Below are 19,255 nucleotides of genomic sequence, written 5' to 3'. Positions count from 1 at the left end.
TCATGGACGTTCTGCCGATCGTCGCTAGCTTGCGCAAGCATCGCATTCCGACACTGCTGATCGTGCTGGAGATCGCACTGGCCTGCGCCGTGCTCTGCAATGCCGTGTTCATGATCAGTCGGAGGGTGGGAGACATCTACCTGCCGAATGCGATCGACGAACAAGGCATCACTACGATTAAGCTTCAAGGTACGGATCCCAAGCTCGCGGCTAGCGATATTCCCCGCAACATCGCGGCGCTGCGCACCATCGCCGGCGTGCAGGAGGCTGCCGTCACCAGCTCTGTGCCGCTGAGCCATAACAACTGGGGCTGGAGCTTCGGGCTGACACCAGATACATCCCTTAGCGATCAACACAGAACCAACGTCACGTTGTATTTCCTGGGCGAGGGTGCCGAGAAAGCGCTGGGTTTGCAGTTGCGTGAGGGTCGCTTCTTCAATGCGGCGGAATATGCAGACAGCACCATCGGAACTGCGGCATTGCCGTCGACCCATGTGGTGATCGTTACCGAAACGGTGGCAAAGCAGTTTTGGCCTGGGCAGTCGGCCTTGGGCAAGACGTTTTACTCCAAACCCGATTATTTCACCGTGATCGGTGTCGTTGCGGATGTGCTGCGACCGTTTGTGGCCACAGAGAACGAGGAAAAGTCCTACTACAGCACCTACTATCCGGTCGCACCCGATCCAGCGCTCCGCAACTACATTCTGCGCAGCGCGCCAGCGGACCGCGACCGTATCCTCAAGGAAGCCGTGCAGAAACTGCAGGAGCTCAATCCTGCAGCAGTGGTAACTGGCGCTACCTACGACAGCACGCGCCGCAAATACTTCGCCAACACCAACAGCATGGTGTGGACGTTGGTACTTGTCTGTTTGGTGATGCTGGCGGTAACCGCGTTTGGCATTGTCGGTCTGACTAGTTTCTGGGTCGGCCAGCGTCGGCGGCAGATCGGCATCCGTCGCGCAGTGGGGGCGACGCGCGGTGACATCCTGCGTTACTTCCGTACCGAAAATTTCCTGCTTAGCACCGTGGGCGTGATTATCGGCATGGGGCTGGCCTTTGCGATCAATCTGTATCTGATGCAGCACTACGAAATAAGCCGCATGCCTTGGTATTACCTGCCCGGGGGTGCTGCTGCACTGTGGTTACTTGGTCAGCTTGCCGTGCTGGGCCCCGCCATGCGTGCCGCCGCCGTACCACCGGTGGTCGCCACGCAAGCGGCATAAGCGAAGAGAGAATCCGAAGGATCGCCATGCTTACTTATTACTTTGATCTCGCGTTGCGAAGCCTCAAGCGCAATCGGGCACTTACTGCACTAATGGTGTTGGCGATCGCGCTGGGTATCGGCGCTAGCATGACCACGCTGACTGTGCTGCACGTGCTGTCGGGCGATCCGCTGCCGGGCCGCAGTGGATCGATCTATTACCCGCAACTCGATCCCCTGGACATGAAAGACTATACGCCGGGAATCGAACCGCCCGAGCAGCTGACATGGACGGATGGCATGTATCTGCTGCACTCGAAACGAGCGACGCGGCAGGCACTGATGACCGGCGGCATGGTTCCTTTGCAGCCAACGCAATCGAGCATCGATCCCTTTCAGGCTGTTGCGCTATACACCAGCACCGACTTTTTTCCGATGTTCGGCGTGCCATTCCAATACGGTACTGGCTGGAGCGAGGCTGAGGACAATGGCAAGGCCCGCGTGGTCGTGATCACGTCGGCGCTGAACGACAAACTGTTCGGCGGCAAGAACAGCGTGGGGCAGATCCTGCGCTTGCAGGAATCCGCGTTCCGCATCGTCGGCGTGTTGGGCGACTGGCATCCCAATCCGCACTTCTACGAGTGGTACATGGGACGCTATGCGAGCGACGAAGATGTCTACCTTCCCTTGACGACATCGCGGGACCTGCTGATGGAGCATGACGGTTCCACGGATTGCTGGGGCAATGGTGGCGGTGACCCTGATCATCTTGAGACGAATAATTGCACTTGGCTGCAGTTCTGGGTGCAGCTCGATAGTCCAGCCAGCGCGGCCGCGTACAGGGATTTTCTCATGCATTACTCGCAAGATCAGCGCACGGCGGGGCGATTCATGCGACCGCCGAATATCCGTCTGCGTACCATGATGCAGTGGCTCGATTACATCAAAGTAGTGCCCAGCGATACTGTTCTTCAGACCTGGCTTGCACTGGGCTTCCTCGCCGTCTGCCTGATCAATACGGTGGGTTTGATGCTGGCCAAATTCATGCGTCGCTCCGGCGAGCTTAGCGTGCGACGTGCGCTTGGCGCATCGCAGCGAGCAGTGTTCGGGCAGTTGCTGATGGAGTCGGGCGTGATTGGTATCGCTGGCGGTTTGAGCGGCTGGATGCTTGCATTGCTCGGCTTGTGGCTGGTGCGTCAGCAGCCCGCCAATTACGCCAAGTTGGCGCATATGGATGTCACCATGCTGTTGATGACGTTTGCGCTTGCCGTAAGCGCAAGTTTGCTAGCGGGATTGTTGCCGGCCTGGCGGGCCTGTCGAATCACGCCGGCCTTGCAGTTGAAGGGGAACTGACATGGACATACGACCCATTCTTTCCACGCTGCGTCGGCACAAGTTCACGGCGAGCCTGTTGATCATGCAAATCGCGTTGACCTGCGCGATCATCTGCAATGCGATCTTCCTGATCGGTCAGCGTATTGAGCGCATGGACATCGCCTCAGGCATTGCCGAGCATGAGTTGGTGTATGTCAATCTGGCCTATATTGGCAGCCGCCCGGATGCCATGGCCCGCGCCGCGGCCGATATCGCGGCGTTGAAAGAGATTGCCGGGGTCAAGTCCGTCACGCTGACCAACCAGATTCCCTTCGGCGGATCATCGTCGAACATGGGTATCAGGGCCGATCTGATGCCGCAAAAGGATACGATCAACGCCGCGCAGTATTTGGGCGAAGACTTGTTGTCCACGCTTGGCGTCCAGCTTGTTGCTGGACGCGATTTCCGCCCCGAAGAATATCGCGATATCACCGATGTCTTTGCAGCCTTGGGCAAAGGCGACCTCAATGCGGTGCCCAAACAGGCTCTGGTTACCCGCGCCGTTGCCGAGCGGCTTTGGCCTGGACAAAATCCATTGGGCAAGCAGATTTACGTAGGCCAGGGTATTCCCTTGACCGTGATCGGCGTGACGGCGCAACTGGTGCGGCCCAATCAGTTTGGAGAAGGCGCGCAATACAGTGTCATCAATCCGATTCGCGTGAGCATTACGCAAGGTGCGGTTTATGTGATTCGCTGCGCACCGCAAGATCGCGAGCAGGTCTTGAAGACGGCGTTGGCAAAGTTGAAAGGGCTCGATCCCAACCGCCTGGTGCTGGATAAAGGCACGGTGGACCATCTGCGCCGGGATTATTTCCAGGACGATCGCGCGATGGCCGGCATCCTGGTGGGTGTTTGCCTTGCTTTGCTGATCGTTACTGCATTGGGCATCGTGGGTCTTGCCAGCTTCTGGGTGGCGCAGCGCAATCGCAGCATCGGTGTGCGCCGCGCGCTGGGTGCCACACGCAACAACATCCTGCATTACTTCCAGACCGAGAACTTTCTGCTGACCACCATCGGCATCGCGCTGGGTATGGTCATGGCCTACGGCATCAATCTATTTCTGATCGTGCATTACGAACTTCCGCGCATGCCGGCGTTTTATTTTCCAGTGGGCGCTGGATTGCTATGGCTGATTGGTCAGGCGGCGGTGCTTGGACCTGCACTTCGTGCCGCAGCGGTACCGCCTGTTGTGGCAACAAGGTCTGTGTGAATTCCGCCAATCCGCTACATCTATCAGGAGAAACTTATGAAGGCATTACGCACTATGGCGATGGGAAGCCTACTGGTGTTGTCGGTAAACCTTGTTGCTTCAGCCAGCGACGCAGCGAAGCCTGATGCTGCGGCGCCAGACAAGTCGTCGACCCTGTCTCGTGCTGACGTAACCCGAACCATCGCCGACAGTCGCCACATCGTCTCGCCCAACGGTGTGGAGGAATTGATAAAAGTGCCGATCGGCGGCATCGATCAATGGCTTTCGATTCGGGGCAAGGATCGTCGCAATCCCATCCTGCTGGTGCTGCATGGCGGCCCGGCATCGCCGAGTATGCCGTCGGATTACACCTATCAATCGCCGTGGGAAGACTATTTCACGGTGGTGCAGTGGGACCAGCGCGGGGCCGGCAAAACCTACGCCGCCAATACCGAGGCGCAGATGGCGCAGGGCATGACCATCGAGGGGATGACGGACGATGCCGCGCAGGTAGTGCAGTACCTGCGTCAGCACTACGGCAAACAGAAAATCTTCGTGCTGGGTCATTCCTGGGGCACGGTGTTGGGTACGCGCCTTACGCAGCAGCACCCTGATTGGTTCTATGCGTATATCGGTGTGGGGCAGGTGGTGAATGTGCGTCGCAACGAGGAGATGGGGTACGACTTTGCCCTGCGCAGTGCCAAGGCAAGTGGAGACACCGAGGCCATTCGTGAGCTGCAGGCCATCGGGCCCTATCCGGGTACCAAGGCGTTGACCCTGCAGCGCCTCGGCGTGCGCAGCAAATGGGAGATGAAGTTCGGTGGATTGACCTATGGGCGCGAGAATTACCATTACGTCTCGGAGGCCGAACAAATTTCGCCCGATTACAGCGAAAAAGATCTCGACGCGATCGACAAGGGCAGCATGTTTACGATCCAGCATCTCATGCAGCCATTGCTCGCAGTCGACTTTGACAACGTTACGCGTTTCGATTGCCCGGTGATTCTGTTCGTCGGCAAGCACGACGAGACCACGTCGCACGAGCTCGCCGAACAGTGGTTCGACAAGATCCAGGCACCGTCGAAGCATCTGGTGGTCTTTGCCGACTCCGCGCATATGGTGATGGAGGAACAGCCGGGACGATTCCTGATGCATCTGGTGACGGACGCGTTGCCACTGGCGCAGAAGGCGGGCGACACCGCTCCGGCCGAGATCGCGCGCGATCGATGAGATAGGTGGCAACAAGGCCGGAGCGCTTGTTATATCGACTTCGGGATGCGGGGGCGGGAGAAGCCAATGGAGGCGAGATAGCGTTAACAGGACATGCTTCAAACGCCTAGGCCGTACGCTCGAGAGGGTGCAATGCGCTCGGTGTGATCGATTTTCATATACGTAGCCCGGCGGTCATGGCAACCTTTTGGGTGGGAGCAGCATCCATGTCTGCATGTGTAGAAAACGAATGCGCACTGTACTGATCATTGACGATAACCCGGCCGTGGGCGAGGCGCTGTCCCTGTTGCTTTCGCTGCACGATGTGAAGCCTCTGTCAGCGCTGACGCCCGATGAGGGCCTGGCGATGCTGGAGCGCCAGGCCGTGGATGTGGTTATTCAGGATATGAACTTCACGGCCGACACCACCTCGGGCGAGGAGGGGGTCGAACTATTCCGTGCCATTCGCCAGCGTCATGCGGACCTGCCGGTGATTCTTCTCACGGCCTGGACACATCTGGAGACCGCGGTGGAACTGGTGAAGGCCGGCGCGGCCGACTATCTGGCCAAGCCCTGGGACGACTCCAAGTTATTGGCGACGGTCGAGAATCTGCTGGAGCTGTCCGAGTCCACCCGCGAGGTGAACCGCAACCGGCAGGAGCGTCGCAAGCGCCGGGAAGCGCTGCAGCGCAAATACGATCTGGACGGGCTGGTGTTCGCCTCCGAGGCGATGGCGCGCACGCTGGACCTGGCCTGTCAGGTCGCCCGCTCGGACGTGCCGGTGCTGATCACCGGCCCCAACGGTGCCGGTAAGGAACGCATTGCGGCGATCGTGCATGCCAACTCGGCGGTGCGCGGCGGGGCGTTTATCGCGGTCAACTGCGGCGCGTTGCCGGGTGAGCTGATCGAGGCGGAGTTGTTCGGCGCGGAAGCGGGTGCCTACACGGGCGCCAACAAGGCCCGCGAAGGGCGCTTCGAACTGGCCGATGGCGGCACGCTGTTTCTGGACGAGATCGGCAACCTGCCGTTGCCCGGTCAGATGAAGCTGCTGCGCGTGCTGGAAACCGGCCAATTCGAACGACTGGGCTCCGGTCGTACACGTAAGGTGAAGGTGCGTGTGCTCAGTGCGACCAATGCCGACCTCAAGGCGATGATACGCGCGGGTACGTTCCGCGAAGATCTGTACTATCGCCTCAACGTGATCGACGTCAATCTGCCACCGTTGTCCGAGCGCATCGATGACATTCTTCCCTTGGCCGAGCATTTTCTGGCCGGGCGCGCGCAACTCAACGACGCTGCGCGCGAAGCCCTGCTGACGTACTCATGGCCGGGCAATGTGCGCGAGTTGAAGAACGCGATCGAGCGCGCCGCGCTGCTGGCCGGCGCAGGTCCGATCACGCCCGAGCAGCTCAACCTTCCGCAACAGGCGGGAGCGGCAGCGGTGCGAAACCTCGACGAGCCGAGTCGCGAACTGGTGGAGTCGGCGTTGCACAAGGCCGAGGGGGTGGTGAGTCGCGCTGCGCAATCACTAGGCTTGTCGCGCCAGGCGCTGTATCGGCGTATGGAGCGGTACGGGCTGATCTCGCAGACCTGATAGTTGCCGAAGGCACCCTCGCGACTCGCGTGGTGCTCTTTTGAACTGATCTTTCGGCAGTGGTGCACCCAGGCATCGGCGTTGTAGAACGGACACATTCCTCGGGGAGATCGTCGATGTCGCACCGCATGTATCTGATCAAGGCCTGGCTATGCGGTTGAGGTCGCTGGAGGGGCGCCTGACCATCTTGCTTGCCCTGGCGGCGCTGATCGGCGCGTTGGTATATGCCGGCGTTACCGGCTGGCCGTTGCCGCAGATCCTGAAGTGGATGCACGAGAGCCTGGGCCTGAAGATCTCCACTCCTGACCGTGCCGAAGCGATAGTGATCTGCGCGATCGTGTTGGCGCCTTTGTCATGGTGGCTCGGCCATATGGTGATGGAGCCGGTCAAGCGCCTGCTGCGCGCGCTGGAAGGTGCAGTGGCCAGTTACCGCGATGGCGATTTCAGCATTTCCATCGCGCTCGATCGTCGTGACGAGCTGGGCGATCTGATCCGCGTGCATAACGAACTGGGCCAGACGCTGCGCGAACAGCGACAGAATCTTGCGCAACGCGAACTGCTGCTCGATACCGTCGTGCAAAATACGCCGGTAGCACTGGTGCTGACCGACTCCGGTGGTCGCGTGGCCTATGCGAATATCGCGGCCAGGCATTTATTCAATGAAGGCCGCAGCCTCAACGGCCTGCATTTCGGCACCTTGATTGAGGACGCACCCGAAGCGCTGCGCAAGGCGACCGAGGCTACCGAAGACGCCCTTTTCAGCGTGGAGATGGACGGTAGCGAGGAAACTTTCCATCTCTCGCAGCGTGCGTTCCGCCTGCAAGGACGGCCGCACCGTTTGCAGCTGTTTCGACGCATGACACGTGAACTGTCGCGGCAGGAAGTGGCCGCCTGGAAGCGCGTGATCCGCGTAGTCAGTCACGAATTGAACAATTCGCTGGCGCCGATTTCTTCGCTCGCGCACTCCGGTGCCGAACTGGCGCGGCGTGGCGATGTGCAGCGCTTGCCCAGCGTGTTCGCCACCATCGGCGAACGTGCTCGTCATTTGCATGGCTTTATCGACGGCTATGCACGTTTTGCCAAATTGCCCGCGCCCCGTCTGGCAGCGGTGGAATGGAAGCCCTTCCTGGATGCATTGGCGCTGCATTGCCGTTTTCAATTGCAGGGCAATGTGCCGACACAGCCGGGTTGGTTCGATCCGGTGCAGATCGAACAGGTGCTGATCAATCTCGTCAAGAACGCGCACGAATCGGGCAGCGCGCCCGAGGGCGTGACCTTGTCGTTGACTCTGATCGGGCACGAGCTGCGCATCGAAGTCGGTGATCGTGGTCCAGGCATGAGCGAAGCCGTGTTGGCACAGGCGCTGCTGCCGTTCTATTCCACCAAGCGCTCCGGCACCGGCCTGGGTCTGGCGCTGGCGCGCGAGATCAGTGAGGCGCACGGCGGCCGCATCGCGCTCGCCAACCGCGAAGACGGTGGCCTGCGAGTCACTCTGATCCTTCCGCAGACTGCCGCTACGTAACGGGTCCGACTTCGCGACTGCCCTATACTCCTCCGGTCTACAAGGAGGAGTTGCCATGGGTCCCATTTTCGCGTTGGTCCTTATCGCAGTCGTGGTAGTGGTGCTGTCCAAGCTGGTCCGCATTGTTCCGCAGGGTTACGAATGGACCGTTGAACGTTTCGGCAAATACACCCGCACGCTGTCGCCAGGTCTGGCCTTTCTCATTCCCGTCATGTACGGCATCGGCCGCAAGATGAACATGATGGAGCAGGTATTGGACGTGCCAAGCCAGGACGTGATCACCAAGGACAACGCCGTGGTGCGTGTCGACGGCGTCGTGTTCTATCAGGTGCTCGACGCTGCCAAAGCCGCGTATGAAGTCGCCAATCTGGAGCAGGCCGCGCTTGCCTTGGTGATGACCAATATCCGTACCGTGCTCGGTTCGATGGATCTGGACGAATCGCTGAGCCAGCGCGATGCGATCAACGCCAAGCTGCTGAAGGTGGTCGACGAAGCCACTCATCCGTGGGGAGTGAAGGTCAACCGCATCGAGATCAAGGACATTGCGCCGCCCCGCGACCTGATCGATTCGATGGCGCGGCAGATGAAGGCCGAGCGCGAGAAGCGAGCGAATATTCTCGAAGCCGAAGGTTTTCGTCAGGCCGCGATCCTCAAGGCCGAAGGCGAGAAACAGTCGGTCATCCTGGCGGCCGAGGGCGAGAAGGAGGCGGCATTCCGCGCTGCCGAGGCGCGCGAGCGCTCCGCCGAAGCCGAAGCCAAGGCAACGTCGATGGTGTCCGAGGCGATTGCCAACGGCAACGTCAACGCGCTCAACTACTTCGTTGCGAACAAGTACGTCGAGGCGTTGAAGGAAATGGCCAACTCGCCGAATCAGAAGATGCTGATGCTGCCGATGGAGGCCACCGGCATTCTCGGCTCGCTGGCGGGCATTGCCGAACTGGCGAAGGAATCGCTGGTGCAGCAGCAGGATAAACTTGCCGCGTCCCGCCCGCGATAAGCTAAACGCGAATGAATCGGCGCGGTGAGTGGATCATCCACTTGCCGCGCGACACGTGTCTCTGCAGCTTTTACGGAGCCAACCATGTTCGCAAGCGTTACTGCGCATTATTTGTGGTGGATCGTTGCGCTGGTGCTGATCGCCATCGAGGTGCTCATGCCCGGCTTTTTCATGTTGTGGATCGGCATTGGCGCCGCCGCGACAGGCTTGCTGGTGCTACTGATACCGGGTTTGTCCTTGCTCACCCAAGCGATTGCTTTTGGAGTGCTGGCATTCGCCTCGTGCGCCGTTTATTGGTACGGCGTACGCCCGAAACTGCAGCGCGACGAACCGGGCGATGATCGACTGAATCGACGTGGCGAGCAGCTTATCGGCAAGCGTTATGTGCTGATCGAGGCGATCGTTAACGGTCGCGGCAAGGCGCAGGTAGGCGATGGGCAGTGGCTAGTGAGCGGACCGGATTTGCCGGTGGGAAGCACGGTGGAAGTGGTGGCCGTGGAAGGCACCACGCTAACGGTGCGGTCAGCGTAAAGCGCATCCATCGCAGGCTGGGGTTCGCTGTGCTTACGCCAACCGACGTGACCCTCTGCATACCCAAGCAACGCGCTTCCGGTAAGAATGGCGTCATGCCTGCATTCACTCCTCCCATGTTGTCGCCACCCCTTGCTGCCATCGCGGTGGTCTGGGCATGAGCGTCCAGTTCGCTACCACGGCGCTCAATACCCGCATCGCCTTCTTGGTGGAACTCGCGACCCGCCTGCACAAGTACGGCGCTTCGTCGCCGCGCCTTGAAGCAGCGATTTCCGGAGCAGCGCAGCGTATTGGCCTGAGTGCGGATGTGTGGTCGAGTCCGACTGCCATCATTATTTCCTTTGCCGATCTCGCGCAGGGCGAGGAGGGCCGTCTGGCGCAGGCCACTCAGGTAGTGCGGCTGCTGCCGGGCGACGTGAATCTCGACAAGCTATGCCGCGCCGATGACATCGCCGATCGCGTCATTGCTGGCGACTTGGATCTGCGCGAGGGCTTCCGTCTGTTGCGTGCGCTGGAATTGCCGGATACACGCCGACAGAAAGCGGGGGTCGTCATCAGCTATGGACTCTCAGCGGGGGCCATCGACGCTTTGTTTTTGCACAGCTCCTGGGTGGATCTGCTGGTGGCTGGCGCGGTCGGGCTGATCATCGGCGGCATCACCATCCTGTCGGCAACGCGGCCGCGTCTGGCGGTGGCTAGCGACGCTATTTGCGCCATGGTCGCCACCTTGGTCGCGATCGTATTCAGTGCTTTCGTGGTGCCGCTGGCGATCAAGTCGGTGGTGCTTGCCGGGTTGATCGTGCTGGTACCGGGCATGTCGCTGACCACGGCGGTGCGCGAGATCTCCAGCCAGCATCTAGTGTCCGGCATGGCGCGTATGGGCGGCGCGATGTCGACCTTGCTCAAACTCACCTTTGGCGTTGCGGCGGCGACGCAGGTCTGCGCCGTGCTGGGTATCGAGCCACGCGATTTTGAATTGCCGGCGTTGCCGGGGTGGGTCGATTATCCCGCGCTATTGGTGGCGGCAATTGCCTTCGCCATATTGTTCCGAGCGGCCAGAAGGGATTGGCCGGCAGTGATCGTGGCGGTGATCGTGGGTTATCTCGCGACACGTCTGGGCGGCGAGATTTCCGTCAATTTGCCGGGGGCGCCGTTCGGGGTGTTCCTGGGTGGATTGTTGCTGAGTGCGCTGGCGAATCTGTATGCCCGTTATGCCGGGCGGCCGGGCGCCGTGGTTCGCGAGCCGGGAATTTTGTTACTGGTGCCAGGTAGTGTCGGTTTTCGCAGCGTCTCTTATCTGCTCGAACGCAACACATCATTGGGTTTCGATACCGGGATGCTGTTGGTGACTTTGCTTATCTCGCTGGTGGCGGGACTGATGTTTGGCGAGTTGCTGGTTGCACCGCGGCGTTCGCTATAGGTTTATAACTTTGCTAATGAAAAACGCCGGCATAGCCGGCGTCTTTTCGTAAGCGCGCATTGACGTCTGGTATCAGATGGCCAGGTCTTTTTCTTTCTTGCCGGCCTTGAGTGCGTCATTGAACCAGCGCGGGCGCTTGCCGCGGCCGGACCATGTCTGTTCCGGGTCGGCGGGATTACGGTATTTCGGAGCGACGGAGCCGGTGCTGCGGCGCTTGCCGCGCACGCCGCCGAAGACATCCTCGAAGGTGTAGCCCTCGGCCTTCAGCAAGGCATGCACTTTTTCGCGCAGTTTGCCGACTTTTTCCTTCTTCAATTCATGCTGGCGGGATTGCGCTTTGGTGATCAGGTCATTGAGCTGAGTGTGGTTGAGATTCTTGATATCAATGGCCATAGGAGTGACTCCGGTAAAGGGGAATGGGGTGAGACATTCCGAGAGAGTTGATTATGAGATAAATGCTCGGAAACGTTTTCGATTCTCCCGCAGATATGGTGAAATTGCAAAGTTATATAGGCGAGATAATCGGTTTCGTTATATAAATCATCATCTGCACATATTACAACTTGGTTAATGCCGATCACTAATCGAGCAGTATGTTGCTATGCATAAAAAAGGCCGCATAAAGCGGCCTTTTTTGTTTCATTGAGGCGAGTTTCAGCCGAGCAGCTCAAACAATCCGTCGCGTGTAATGGCGCTGCTTTCAGCGGCATCGCGGGCGCGATATTCCAGAGTGCCGGCGGCCAGTCCGCGTTCGCTGACGACGACGCGGTGCGGAATACCGATCAATTCCATGTCGGCAAACATCGCACCGGGGCGTAGGCCACGGTCGTCCCATAGGGTTTCTATGCCACGCGCCACGAGTTCGTTGTAGAGCGATTCGGCAGCGGCGGTCACTTCCGGCGCGTTCTTGGGATTGATCACGCACACCGCTACGCGCCAGGGTGCCATGGCTTCGGGCCAGATGATCCCGGCTTCGTCGTGGCGCTGCTCGATGGCAGCGGCGACGATGCGGCTGACGCCGATGCCGTAGCAACCCATCAGCATCACCTGCTTCTTGCCCTGGTCGTCTAGCACCGTGGCGTCGAGTGCTTCGGCGTATTTGCTGCCGAGCTGGAACACATGGCCGACTTCGATACCGCGCGCGATATGCAGCGTGCCGTGGCCGTCGGGCGAGGGATCGCCAGCGACGACCTGGCGAATGTCTTCAACGCGGGTGATATGCGCGTCGCGCTCCCAGTTGGCGCCGGTGTAATGGGTGTCGTTGGCGTTGCCGCCGCAGACGAAGTCGGCGAGCACCGCGGCGCTGCGATCGACGATGATCGGAATAGACGCAGGCAATCCGACCGGGCCGATAAAACCGGGGCGCGTGCCGGTGGCGGCGAGAATTTCTTCCTCGCTGGCCAGTACCGACTCGTCGGGCAATTCGGCGAGCTTGGACGCCTTCACCTCGTTGATTTCGTGGTCGCCGCGCAGGCACAGGGCGACCAGGCCGTCTTTGCCGCGTACAAGCACCGTCTTGAGCACGCGGTCGGCGGTGACGCCGAAGTGCGCCGTGACATCTTCGACCGTGCGCACGCGCGGTGTATCCACGCGTTGCAGCGTGGCAGTCGGGGCAGGGCGGCTGATGGCCGGGGCCAGCGCTTCGGCTTTTTCGATGTTTGCGGCGTAATCGGAACCGTCGGAGAACGCGATGGCGTCTTCGCCCGAATCGGCAAGCACCTGGAACTCGTGGCTGGCGTTGCCGCCGATCGCGCCAGTATCGGCCTGCACTGCACGGAACTTCAGGCCAAGGCGCGTGAAGATGCGCGAATACGCCTGATACATCGCCTCATAGGTTTCGGCCAGCGATGCCTGGCTGAGGTGGAAGGAGTAGGCGTCCTTCATCAGGAACTCGCGCGCGCGCATCACTCCGAAACGCGGACGGATCTCGTCGCGGAACTTGGTCTGGATCTGATAGAAGTTGACCGGCAGCTGCTTGTAGCTCTTCAGCTCGTTGCGCGCGAAGTCGGTGATCACTTCCTCGTGCGTGGGGCCGTAGCAGAACTCCTGCTCCTTGCGGTCTTTGATCTTCAGCAGCTGGCCGCCGAATTTTTCCCAGCGGCCCGTTTCTTCCCACAGCTCGCGGGGTTGCACAGACGGCATCAGCATTTCGATGGCGCCGGCGCGATTCATTTCCTCGCGCACGACGTGCTCCACCTTGCGTAGCACGCGCAGGCCCAGCGGCGACCAGGTATAGAGGCCGGCGGCGAGCTTGCGGATCATACCGGCGCGAAGCATCAGCCGATGGCTGGCGATTTCGGCATCGGCGGGGACTTCCTTGACGGTGGCCAGGTGGAATTGGCTAAGGCGCATGTGCGGCGAATCCGGCGTTAAAACCGCGATTATAGCCGGCCTCTTGCTGCTCCCCTTCGGGGAGCAGCAAGAGATTTAAATATGTGCTTCTCGCGTTCGCCTCCTCTCCCCGATGGGGAGAGGATTGAGGTGAGGGGCTGCGCTTGCGATCACCTTTCATCGAAGCACGCTTCGAATCACCAAACTCGCAAGATTGTCCCCCTCACCCCAGCCCTCTCCTCGCTCCTCAAAGCCGAGGACATCCATGTGCTCTCCCCGCGTACCCCGCTGGGGAGAGGGAGCGAGCAAGCCTTATTGGGTATCCGCGCAATAGTCCTGGTACTCGGACTGGGTGGCGTCCAACTGCTGTTTGCGCTGGTCGGCATTGAGCAGCTGTTGGCCGTTCGCTCCCTGCATGACGACCGGACCGGTGCCCTGCAAGGTACCGAGGTTCGCTTTTAGCGAAGCGCAGAGCTTGGCCCTGTTTTCCGGTGTATCGGCCGTCGGTGCTGCGCCTGCGCTGCTTTGTGTGGACGTCGATGTGGAGGAGGAGGTCGAGGTCGAGCTGTCCGATGCAGGCGTGACCGGCTGTTCGCCACCGCTTACGGTGACCTGACTGTATTTGGTGCCCGCCGGCGGCGGTGATTCGGAATAATGGGTGGTGCCCTTGGCGTCGGTCCACTTGTAGACCTGGGCCGAAACCAGCGGCGCGACCAGCAGCAGCACGAGGGCGATGGGTAGGCGACGCATGGGTTTGCTCCAAAGGGCGGATAAGGGCGGTGCACTAGTTAACAACCGGCGCGCTCCGGACTCAAGCGATGGATGGTTTACACTGCGCGCATCCCGTCACGGATTGATTCATGAGCGACACTACGCCAGTCCGGGCGCCGCGGCACCCCGGTATTTACCTGCTGCCGAACCTGTTCACGACCGGCGCCATGTTTGCCGGTTTCTACGCCATCGTGGTCAGCATCGGCGGCCGGTTCACGGACGCCGCCATCGCGGTGTTCGTGGCGGCCCTGCTGGATGGCATGGACGGCCGGGTGGCGCGCCTGACCCATACACAGAGCGAGTTCGGCGTGCAGTATGACTCGCTGTCCGATCTGGTGAGCTTTGGGCTGGCGCCTTCGCTGGTCATGTACAACTGGTCGCTGTCGAGCTTGCGCGAGTATGGGCCGCTATGGGGCAAGGTCGGCTGGGCGGCGGCTTTCATCTATGCGGTGTGCGCCGCGCTGCGATTGGCCCGCTTCAATACCCAGGTGGGTGTGATCGACAAACGCTACTTTCAGGGGCTGGCCAGCCCGGCGGCTGCCGCGGTGTGCATGTCGTTCGTGTGGAGCATGGAAAACTTTGGCTTCTCCGGTCCGGAGCTCGACATGTTTACGCCTTTCTTGGCGGTGGTTGTCGGCTTACTGATGGTGAGCCGCTTTCGCTACTACAGCTTCAAGTCGCTGCCGATGGGAGAGCGGGTGCCGTTCTTGTGGATCATTATCGGCGTGTTGATCCTGATACCGTTTTTCGTCGATCCACCGCCCGTGCTGCTGGTGGTGTTCTCGCTTTATCTCCTGTCCGGGCCGGTGGTCACGCTGTGGGGCTTGGCCACGCGTCGCAAACGCCCGCGGCGTGGCTCTGCATGAATGCGTTGATCGCCAGCCCTGCGCATCGCACCCGCGTGCTGCGCGCATTGGGCTTGGTGCCTTGGCGTCGGCGCAGCGTTGCTGCGATGCCGGCAGAGCAAGCAGCGGCATCGGTACCGGCGGCATTGCCTTCCAGCGCCAACGTTGTGGTGGTGTTGCCACCGGGTTGTGCGGTGCGCGAGCTTGATCTGCTCGGGCGCGCGCTATGTGCGTTCGGGCCGCATCTCGCGCGCGCAGCTCGCATCGAGGCGACCGACAGCGAAACGATGCAGGTGCCGCACGCACAGGCTTATCTTGTTTTTGGTCAGGCGCAGGCGCACGCCCTTGGGCGCGCCTTGCCAGCCGACGTCATGCGCGATGCGCATATCGTGCTGGTCGATGCGCCGGCGGAGGTACTTGGGCAGGCGCCAGCCAAGCGACGACTCTGGCACGCCTTGCGCACGATGCGCCGCGCATTGGCGGCCAGCAGGCAGTCGTAATGGTTGCGGTAGCGCGCCCCTCGCTCGAGATGCGCGCGATGCGTCGCGAAGATCTGCCTCTGGTCAGCGCGATGGAAAACGCCTCCTACGATTTTCCTTGGACGCTGGGCATCTTCGGCGATTGCCTCAAGGCCGGGCATCCTTCCTGGGTCTTGTGCATGGAAGGGCAGGTGATCGGCTACGGCATTCTTTCGGTGGGCGCCGGGGAGGCGCACGTGCTGAATGTCTGCATCGATCCGGAACAGCGCGGACAGGGTTTCGGGCGCCATCTTATGCGGCGACTGCTGGATATCGCGCGCTGGAACGGTGCGGAGCGGGTGTTTCTGGAAGTGCGGCCGTCCAATCCGAACGCGCAGCAGCTGTACGCGTCGATGGGCTTTCGTGAAATCGGGCGTCGTCCGCGTTATTACCCCGCGCACGGTGGGCGCGAGGATGCGATTGTGATGGCGTTGGAGTTTCCGCTGTCGTAGCGCGCCACGCGATCTACACATGGGGAATCCCTCTCCCTGTGGGCACGCGGGGAGAGCACACGGATGTGCTCGGTTTTGAGGAGCGAGGAGAGGGTGCCGAGAGGCGGGTGAGGGTACGGGCGGAGCGTGATATTCAAGACTTGCGCAAGCTTTCAATAACGCGCGCTGATCGCACCCTCACCCCAACCCCTCTCCCGAAGGGAGAGGGGCTAAAACGTCATCCCAACTTCTGCATCTGTTCGCGCAGCGCCGTGAGCTGCGTACCCCAATCGGCAATACGCTGGCGTTCCTGTGCCACAACCTCGGCCGGTGCATTAGCCACGAAGTTGGCGTTGCTAAGCTTGCCTTCGCACTTCTTGATCTCGCTTTCGATGCGCGCGATTTCCTTGGCGAGACGTGTTTTCTCGGCGCCGAGGTCGATCAGCCCGGCGAGCGGAATCAGCACACGCAGCGAGCCGACGACGGCCGCGGCTGCCGCCGGTTCATGGGCGCCGGATTCGATCCATTGCGGTGCTTCCACGCGGGCGAGAAAGCTGATCTGCGCGGCGAACTTGGCTGCACGTGCGCGATCGCTGGCATCGCCGTCGGCGAGGAGCAGCGGGATGGTCTTGCCTGGCGCGATGTTCATTTCCGCGCGAATGCGGCGGATGCCACTAAGCACGTTCTTGAACCATTCGATCTCGGCCGTGGCCGCTTCGTCGGCAGGAATCTCGCCAGCCTTCGGCCACGAACGGTGCAAAATGCCTTCGGCGTCGATGCCAAGCTTCGGCGCCACCGACTGCCAGATTTCCTCCGTGATGAACGGCACGATCGGATGCAGTGCGCGCAACACCGTTTCCAGAACAACCACCAGGGTGTGACGCGTTGAAGCGGCTGCTATCGCATCATCGCCGTTCAACGCCGGCTTGGACAGTTCGAGGAACCAGTCGCAGAACTCGTTCCAGGTGAATTCGTACAACGCCTGCGCAAGCAGGTCGAAGCGGTAGCTGGTGAAGTGTTGCTCCACGTCGACCAGCGTTTGCTTGAGACGGGTGAGAATCCAGCGTTCGGCTTCGGTGGCCGGTGCGCCCGACGGGGCAGGCAGTTTGCCTTCCGGAAGGTTCATCAGCACGAAGCGCGCTGCATTCCACAGCTTGTTGCAGAACGCTTTGTAGCCTTCGGCGCGCTTGATATCGAAGTTGATGGTGCGGCTGTAGCTGGCCAGCGCGGCGAAGGTGAAGCGCAGCGCATCCGTACCGATGGCTGGAATGCCGCTCGGATAATCCTTGCGGATACGCTTCTCGACCTTCTCGCGCACCTGCGGAATCAGCAGCGACTTGGTGGACTTCTCCACCAACGGTTCCAGTTCGATGCCGTCGATCAGGTCCAACGGATCGAGGGTGTTGCCCTTCGATTTGGACATCTTCTGGCCTTCCGCATCGCGCACGATGGCGTTGATGTACACCTCGCGGAACGGCACCTTCCCGGTGAAGTACTTGGTCGCCATCACCATGCGTGCGACCCAGAAGAAAATGATGTCGAAGCCGGTGACCAACACCGCGCTAGGCAGGAAAATCTTGTCGGTTTCCCAGTGGGCGACGATATCGCCGCGCTCGTTTTTCACCGGACCGTTGGCGGGCCAGCCGAGCGTGGAGAACGGCCACAATGCCGAGCTGAACCATGTGTCCAGCACGTCTTCGTCCTGCTTCAAAGCACCGACCGGTGCGATAGTGGCATGCGCGCGCGCGTCGGCTTCATTCTCGCCGACGAAGATGTTGCCGGCTTCGTCGTACCACGCCGGAATGCGATGTCCCCACCACAGCTGGCGGCTGATGCACCAGTCCTGGATGTTCTCCAGCCATTGCGTGTACGTGCTGGTCCAGTTTTCCGGCACGAACTTGATCTCGCCCGAACGAACGGCATCGAGCGCAGGTTCAGTGATGGCCTTGCGTCCGCCCGGACGTCCATCTTTCTGCGCGTCGCTGGTGAGATCGACGAACCATTGATCGGTAAGCATCGGTTCGATCACCGCGTCCGAGCGCTGACTCACCGGAACTTGCAATTTGTGCGGTTTGGTTTCGACCAACAGGCCAGCCGCTTCCAGATCGGCGAGCACGGCTTTGCGTGCGTCGTAGCGATCCATGCCCTGGTATTTCGCCGGTGCATTGCCGTTGACCTTCGCGTCGAGCGTGAAGATCTCGATCGGCGCCAGCTTGTGGCGCTGGCCGATGGCGTAGTCGTTGAAATCGTGCGCAGGCGTGATCTTCACGCAACCGGTGCCGAATTCGCGATCGACATAGTCGTCGGCGATGACCGGAATCTGGCGACCGCTCAGCGGCAGCGTTAGCGTCTTGCCGATCAAGTGTTGGTAGCGCTCGTCTTCCGGATGTACAGCCACGGCAACGTCGCCCAGCATGGTTTCCGGGCGCGTGGTTGCAACGACGATGCTCTCGTCGCTATCGGTGACGGGATAGCGGATCGACCACATATGCCCGTCGCGCTCGACGCTGTTCACTTCGAGATCGGACACCGCCGTGCCCAGCACCGGATCCCAGTTCACTAGACGATTGCCGCGATAGATCAGCCCGGCGCGGTACCACTCCACGAACACCTTGCGCACGGCGGCCGACAGACCTTCGTCCATCGTGAAGCGCTCGCGCGACCAATCGGCGGCGACACCGAGGCGGCGCATCTGGTTAGTGATGGTGGAACCGGATTCGTCCTTCCACTGCCACACGCGCTCGACGAACGGTTCGCGGCCCAGATCGTGGCGGCTCTTGTTCTCGACGGCGAGCTGGTTCTCGACGATCTTCTGCGTAGCGATGCCGGCGTGATCCGTTCCTACCTGCCACAGCGTGTTCATGCCGCGCATGCGCTGGTAGCGGATCAGCATGTCCATCACCGTCTGCTGGAACGCGTGGCCCATGTGCAGGGTGCCGGTGACGTTCGGCGGCGGCAGCTGGATGCAGTACGGCTCGCCATGCCCCGACGGGCGGAATACGTCGCTGGCTTCCCAGCGGGCATACCACTTCGACTCGATCGGGCGGGGCTCGAAACTCTTTTCCATCGGGGACTCGCGTTTGCGCCCCGGTTGCCGGGGCGCGTGGGTAGGCGTGAAACACGCATTGTAAAGGTCAGCGGCTGGGCTGCCAAAGCGTAGAGGGTCTGTAAGAGCCAGTCCTCATAGTCCACGTGGCCCGCGTTGCCGCTGAGTGGCCGTCAGGTGGTAGTGCGTGGCGCAGCGCCTGACTGGCTGTCAGGCCAAGCCGCGCGCTGCCGCATGGCGGCCACTCAGCGACAACCCGAAGGGCCGGGTCTGTTT

16 protein-coding genes are annotated in these 19,255 nt (G+C 60.9%); 12 read left to right on the top strand and 4 right to left on the bottom strand.

Features of this window, described 5'->3' with window-relative positions; all coding sequences use genetic code 11:
- The first annotated feature begins 2 nt into the window (after nt 1-2).
- The 9 genes from QQL64_RS13820 to QQL64_RS13780 all read left to right on the top strand — a co-directional run bounded on the left by QQL64_RS13820 (nt 3) and on the right by QQL64_RS13780 (nt 11,037).
- Nucleotides 3-1,223, top strand: coding sequence for an ABC transporter permease (locus tag QQL64_RS13820; RefSeq protein WP_284400733.1), 1,221 nt, complete (start codon nt 3-5; stop codon nt 1,221-1,223).
- A gap of 26 nt (nt 1,224-1,249) precedes the next feature.
- Entirely contained in the window at nt 1,250-2,554 is a 1,305-nt protein-coding gene (locus QQL64_RS13815) for an ABC transporter permease (RefSeq protein ID WP_284400731.1), read from the top strand.
- A 1-nt stretch (nt 2,555) separates the two neighbouring features.
- On the top strand, nt 2,556-3,785 hold the full coding sequence (locus tag QQL64_RS13810) for an ABC transporter permease (RefSeq protein WP_284400729.1): 1,230 nt from the start codon (nt 2,556-2,558) through the stop codon (nt 3,783-3,785).
- Nucleotides 3,786-3,821: 36 nt separating this feature from the next.
- Nucleotides 3,822-4,994 carry an alpha/beta fold hydrolase gene (locus tag QQL64_RS13805; RefSeq protein WP_284400728.1) on the top strand — a complete coding sequence of 391 codons (1,173 nt, stop codon included), beginning with the start codon at nt 3,822-3,824 and terminating at the stop codon, nt 4,992-4,994.
- Between the two features lie 229 nt (nt 4,995-5,223).
- Entirely contained in the window at nt 5,224-6,567 is a 1,344-nt protein-coding gene (locus QQL64_RS13800; protein ID WP_284400726.1) for a sigma-54-dependent transcriptional regulator, read from the top strand.
- 145 nt (nt 6,568-6,712) lie between these two features.
- The gene (locus QQL64_RS13795; protein WP_284402188.1) at nt 6,713-8,089 is read left to right on the top strand and encodes a sensor histidine kinase; all 1,377 of its coding nucleotides are present in this window, start codon (nt 6,713-6,715) and stop codon (nt 8,087-8,089) included.
- A 55-nt stretch (nt 8,090-8,144) separates the two neighbouring features.
- On the top strand, nt 8,145-9,086 hold the full coding sequence (locus QQL64_RS13790) for an SPFH domain-containing protein (RefSeq protein WP_284400723.1): 942 nt from the start codon (nt 8,145-8,147) through the stop codon (nt 9,084-9,086).
- 84 nt (nt 9,087-9,170) lie between these two features.
- Nucleotides 9,171-9,617: an NfeD family protein gene (locus QQL64_RS13785; RefSeq protein WP_284400721.1), complete on the top strand. Its 447-nt coding sequence runs from the start codon at nt 9,171-9,173 to the stop codon at nt 9,615-9,617.
- Nucleotides 9,618-9,774: 157 nt separating this feature from the next.
- Nucleotides 9,775-11,037 carry a threonine/serine exporter family protein gene (locus QQL64_RS13780; RefSeq protein WP_284400719.1) on the top strand — a complete coding sequence of 421 codons (1,263 nt, stop codon included), beginning with the start codon at nt 9,775-9,777 and terminating at the stop codon, nt 11,035-11,037.
- Nucleotides 11,038-11,109: 72 nt separating this feature from the next.
- Here the strand turns inward: QQL64_RS13780 and QQL64_RS13775 are convergent, their stop codons facing one another.
- The 3 genes from QQL64_RS13775 to QQL64_RS13765 all read right to left on the bottom strand — a co-directional run bounded on the left by QQL64_RS13775 (nt 11,110) and on the right by QQL64_RS13765 (nt 14,118).
- Complete coding sequence (locus QQL64_RS13775) at nt 11,110-11,430, bottom strand: H-NS histone family protein (protein WP_284400717.1); 321 nt, start codon at nt 11,428-11,430, stop codon at nt 11,110-11,112.
- A gap of 261 nt (nt 11,431-11,691) precedes the next feature.
- Nucleotides 11,692-13,389: a proline--tRNA ligase gene (locus tag QQL64_RS13770; RefSeq protein WP_284400715.1), complete on the bottom strand. Its 1,698-nt coding sequence runs from the start codon at nt 13,387-13,389 to the stop codon at nt 11,692-11,694.
- Between the two features lie 291 nt (nt 13,390-13,680).
- Nucleotides 13,681-14,118, bottom strand: a complete 438-nt coding sequence (locus QQL64_RS13765) for a DUF4124 domain-containing protein (protein WP_284400713.1) — start codon at nt 14,116-14,118, stop codon at nt 13,681-13,683.
- Between the two features lie 110 nt (nt 14,119-14,228).
- Here QQL64_RS13765 and pssA point away from each other — a divergent pair, with 110 nt between their 5' ends.
- The 3 genes from pssA to rimI are packed head-to-tail and all read left to right on the top strand — an operon-like array spanning nt 14,229 to nt 15,954.
- Nucleotides 14,229-15,005 carry a CDP-diacylglycerol--serine O-phosphatidyltransferase gene (pssA, locus tag QQL64_RS13760; RefSeq protein WP_284400711.1) on the top strand — a complete coding sequence of 259 codons (777 nt, stop codon included), beginning with the start codon at nt 14,229-14,231 and terminating at the stop codon, nt 15,003-15,005.
- Nucleotides 15,002-15,484, top strand: a complete 483-nt coding sequence (locus tag QQL64_RS13755) for a hypothetical protein (protein ID WP_284400709.1) — start codon at nt 15,002-15,004, stop codon at nt 15,482-15,484. The genes pssA and QQL64_RS13755 overlap by 4 nt, the downstream gene beginning before the upstream one ends.
- Entirely contained in the window at nt 15,484-15,954 is a 471-nt protein-coding gene (rimI, locus tag QQL64_RS13750; protein ID WP_284400707.1) for a ribosomal protein S18-alanine N-acetyltransferase, read from the top strand. Before QQL64_RS13755 ends, rimI begins: the two co-directional genes overlap by 1 nt.
- A gap of 217 nt (nt 15,955-16,171) precedes the next feature.
- Here rimI and QQL64_RS13745 read toward each other — a convergent pair whose 3' ends face one another.
- Complete coding sequence (locus QQL64_RS13745; RefSeq protein WP_284400705.1) at nt 16,172-19,000, bottom strand: valine--tRNA ligase; 2,829 nt, start codon at nt 18,998-19,000, stop codon at nt 16,172-16,174.
- Nucleotides 19,001-19,255: the final 255 nt, after the last annotated feature.

The sequence above is a fragment of the Dyella lipolytica genome (genome assembly GCF_030160075.1).
In the GTDB taxonomy this organism is placed as follows: Bacteria; Pseudomonadota; Gammaproteobacteria; order Xanthomonadales; family Rhodanobacteraceae; genus Dyella_B; species Dyella_B lipolytica.
Note: the sequence above shows the minus strand (reverse complement) of the source record. Positions and strands in the feature narration are given on the sequence as shown.